Source organism: Arthrobacter sp. OV608 (assembly GCA_900110595.1).
GTDB lineage: Bacteria > Actinomycetota > Actinomycetes > Actinomycetales > Micrococcaceae > Arthrobacter.
In genome coordinates this window covers 1-3,473 of record FOEZ01000052.1, presented here as the reverse complement: position 1 = coordinate 3,473, position 3,473 = coordinate 1, and the positions used below count along the sequence as shown (strand labels likewise).

Here is a 3,473-nt window from a genome sequence, read left to right as displayed (position 1 = left end):
AACGCCCGGTCCCATTCCGAACCCGGAAGCTAAGACCCACAGCGCCGATGGTACTGCACCCGGGAGGGTGTGGGAGAGTAGGTCACCGCCGGACAACCATTAGGTCGAGGCCCCAACCATCACGGTTGGGGCCTCCCACATTTAAACACACAAACCCCAACAGGCCCCCGAGGCCGGACGGCCTAAGCAGCCGCAGCCAGCCCGCGGCAGCACCGCCGTCGAACACCACCCGTCGAACACCACCCGCGCTCACTCATGGCCCCCAAACAGCCAACGCCGGCGCACTCACAGCCGCCGTCGAACCCCAGGCCTAAATGCTGGCCAACGGCCAGGGACGCCATGCGCCGGCCAGGTTGCGTAATGGGACTACTGCATCAAGGATTCGGCGGGAGAAAGTAGGGCGCGGTCCGTCTTTCCCACTTTCAGTACCGGATCCGTCGTGCGCTGTCAGCGCATATCCGCTACACCGCTGTCTGCCTACTGGGTAGCGTGCGCCATGTCCACCAGCAACGACTGTGAGCACCCGGCGCTCCATCCGGTGTGCTGTGGTCTCAGCCGGTTCATAACATGCATCGCATGCGCACACAGGGGAATGAAAGTCGTGCAGCCCTCCGGCGTGCACCGTGACATATGCGGTCAGCACAAACGTCAGCGGCTCAGCTCCGGGAAGCCGCCGGTGTCACCTTCACAACCTGCAGCGCGTCTGGGGCCTCGGTAGGAGCTCCGCGGGTGCGCCGGGCCCTTATGGAATTCCACGTCGTAGACAGCAGCCAGATGTTCAATCAGAGCAAGGGCCACGGAACGAAGGCCGGCGAACCGCTCCGGGCGGCTGTCCACACCGTAAGAATCCGGGTCGGGCCCACCATCGCCCCATTGCTCTCCGTAGGGGATAGGTCTCCCGTCCCCTGAGTCGTAAGTTGCCGCAGGCAGTGGCGGCCGAATGTAGCGGGGTTTTCCTGCCGCCGTGGAATCCGGGAGTGGATGCACCGGCGGTGACTCGTTCGGTTCTTCCTGCGCCCAGTCTGCCACCACAGCAATGAGGCCTCGCACCGCTGCCTCATCCGCGCTGCGCAGTCCATCCAGCAGGCGATCGACCTCACTGCTCACTCCTGCCCCCAATCGGAGAATTCATAGGCCATCCAGCGCGAACCCGGCCTCAGCCCGGCAATAGTGTTGCCGGCAAATATGGCCGCATCAGGCTTGAGCCTGGTGTCTCCTCGAGATCGGAACCAAAAGGCCCGCAGAAAACAAAAGAGCAGGCCAGAATCAGCAGCCAGTTCTTCGGCCCGCACTCCTTGCGCGGCGCAAAATCCGACGAACTGTCCATAGCTTTCCACGTGCCTGCCCTCATGGGCCGGGACCGATCCGCGCACTTAGAGCGCACTGCGGCGTGCCATCGGAACCGGGAGCGCGGTTGGCTCCCCATGGAACAATTCCTCTGCCGATCCCATGCCGCGATCCTGGTCCGAGAAGCAAGAGGAGTGTTCCTCACAGCCGCGAGCCGACCCCATGAGTACCCCCCAGGTAGCAGTGACCGAAGTGGCGCCAACGGACCAGTGTTTCATCAGGCCGTTGGAGCCGCTTTGTGCCGAGACTGTCCGATAGACGGTGTGGAGAGCAGACCGGCTTTCAATTTTGGTGTTTCTTCGAACCGGCCGGCGAAGGTAACCGGGACGCGTTTAGTGCCGGTTTCCCCTCATCACCCGGAGTGCCCGACCGCCGCCAGTTGGACCACGAGATCTTGGTAACCAGGTACAGGCATTCCAGGGCCGCGGTTCCGTTCGGAAAGTGCCCGAATGCCTTCACCGCCCTCGGTATCGTTGCGTTGATCGACTCGGGCGCGGTCGTCGTGGAGAGCACCTCGGATCTCCGCGTCGTACTCAAGGAACGGCACGAATCCAGCCCAGGAGGACTCGCAGAGCCGTACCATGGCCGGGTATCGCTGCCCCATTCGGCCGTGAACTCGGCGGACCGGTCCTTCGTCGCTTGCTCGGGCGGGGCCGTGTAAACGGGTTGAATGTATATTGACGACGCCGTCGTGGTGCTGGCGTCCGGCGTAGCGGAAGCTGTTGCGGATCCGGAGCACGATGTATTGCTGCAGGACAGTTCGCTCGCAGGTGGTGGTGATCGCCTCGGGCAGGTCCTTGAGCCCGTCGCAGACGGCGATCAACACATCTTCCACGCCCCGGTTCTTCAGCTCGGAAAATACCTGTAGCCAGAGGCCGGCATCCTCGCCACCGTCGCCGGCCGACATGCCCAGAATCTCCCGCTCCCCGTTGGTGGTGACCCTCATGGCGACGTAGAACGGGGTGTTGCGCACCTGCCCGTCACGGACCTTGGCTACGGCCGCGGCAATGAAGAACACCTGCTAGACCAGATCCGGAGGCGGGCAAACCAACCGGCCAGCTCCCCGGCGGCCTTCTCCGTGATGCGGCTGATGGTGTCTTTAGAGACTCTGGCCCCGTAGACCTCTTCGAAGTGCGCGGCGATTTCCCCCGTGGTCAGCCCCGGGCAGGGAGCTAGAGCACGGTCTGATTGGTGCCGTCCCGGCCGTTTCCGTCGGGGCACGATCCCGGCTCGAACGAGCCGTCGCCGGCCCTGGGGCGCCTCGATCCCGGCCGGGCCGATCTCGGTCAGCACGGGTTTATGTCCTGGTGTCGTTGTGCATCCTGGCTGCGATCCGTGTCTGGCCATGCTCGTGCCCGAAGCGCTCGGTCATCTCGGTTTCAGCGCGGACTTCCAACACAGGCTTCGTTCGCTGCTTCAGCAGCCCACCCGAGCCCACCAGGTTCAAACCCTGCTCCGTGGCTTGCGCGAGCAACCGCTCCGCGGGCTCCTTCTGAACGATGATCTCTCCCGTTCCGATGTTGCGTTGTTGCTTCTAGCATCCGCCTGCGGGAGCCGCCGTAGTGTGAGGCAGTGCATATTGGCTATTGGTGGGCGTTTTGGGGTCTTTGGGGCGTTGATGGGCCTGTAATTCCTTGGTTTTTGGGGGTTTTGGGTGGTGTGGGGTGGGGTTGGTGGTGGATTTGCGGGGTGGGGTGTGGGCGTGTATTGTTTTCTGAGTCGCCGCCGCTGATGCGGAAAGATTGCGGCCAATCCCCTGACAAACAGCCTGAAAATGGTTCGCCTGCTGGCGCGCCGGATATTGGGTAGGGGCGGTTGAGGGAAGTGCGGATCGCGGAAACGCTGATTTGCAAAGCTTCTTGAGATCGGGTAAGTTTGAAAAGTTGCTCCGGAGCGATCCATGACTGGAATATGTTGTGGTGGTGCCGGGTGTGTCTGTTGTTTGAGAACTCAATAGTGTGCCAAGTTTGTTGATACCAATTGTTTTATGAATTGGTTGAATTGACTGGATCGGTCCGCCCCTGTGGATGGGTCTGGTTTTTACAGCTGGTTTCAAATTTTTGCAGTCGGGTTTCCGCGTTTTCCCGTGGTGCCTGGTTGTGTTCGTTTTTGTTTTACTTCAACGG

The 3,473-nt window shown here is 61.9% G+C and carries 3 protein-coding genes, 1 rRNA gene and 2 pseudogenes; 1 reads left to right on the top strand and 5 read right to left on the bottom strand.

Annotation, left to right across the window (positions count from 1 at the left end):
• Window positions 1-94, top strand: a 5S ribosomal RNA gene (rrf, locus tag BMX78_RS22500); the annotation flags it as partial.
• 216 nt (window positions 95-310) lie between these two features.
• Here the strand turns inward: rrf and BMX78_RS23810 are convergent.
• The 5 genes and pseudogenes from BMX78_RS23810 to BMX78_RS23580 form a co-directional block, all read right to left on the bottom strand.
• A pseudogene (locus tag BMX78_RS23810) lies at window positions 311-658 on the bottom strand (DUF6226 family protein); the annotation flags it as partial.
• On the bottom strand, window positions 649-987 hold the full coding sequence (locus BMX78_RS23805; RefSeq protein ID WP_353615462.1) for a DUF6226 family protein: 339 nt from the start codon (window positions 985-987) through the stop codon (window positions 649-651). The pseudogene BMX78_RS23810 and the gene BMX78_RS23805, both read right to left, overlap by 10 nt.
• 116 nt (window positions 988-1,103) lie before the next feature.
• The gene (locus BMX78_RS22955; protein ID WP_139205081.1) at window positions 1,104-1,337 is read right to left on the bottom strand and encodes a hypothetical protein; all 234 of its coding nucleotides are present in this window, start codon (window positions 1,335-1,337) and stop codon (window positions 1,104-1,106) included.
• A 292-nt stretch (window positions 1,338-1,629) separates the two neighbouring features.
• Window positions 1,630-2,320, bottom strand: a pseudogene (locus BMX78_RS23585) (transposase).
• Window positions 2,321-2,340: 20 nt separating this feature from the next.
• Window positions 2,341-2,694, bottom strand: a complete 354-nt coding sequence (locus tag BMX78_RS23580; RefSeq protein ID WP_286139236.1) for a transposase — start codon at window positions 2,692-2,694, stop codon at window positions 2,341-2,343.
• Window positions 2,695-3,473 lie beyond the last annotated feature (779 nt).

Bases quoted from the DNA above. Each gene is read 5' to 3' on its own strand.
- BMX78_RS23580 (WP_286139236.1), bottom strand. From the start codon at position 2,694: ATGGCCAGACACGGATCGCAGCCAGGATGCACAACGACACCAGGACAT.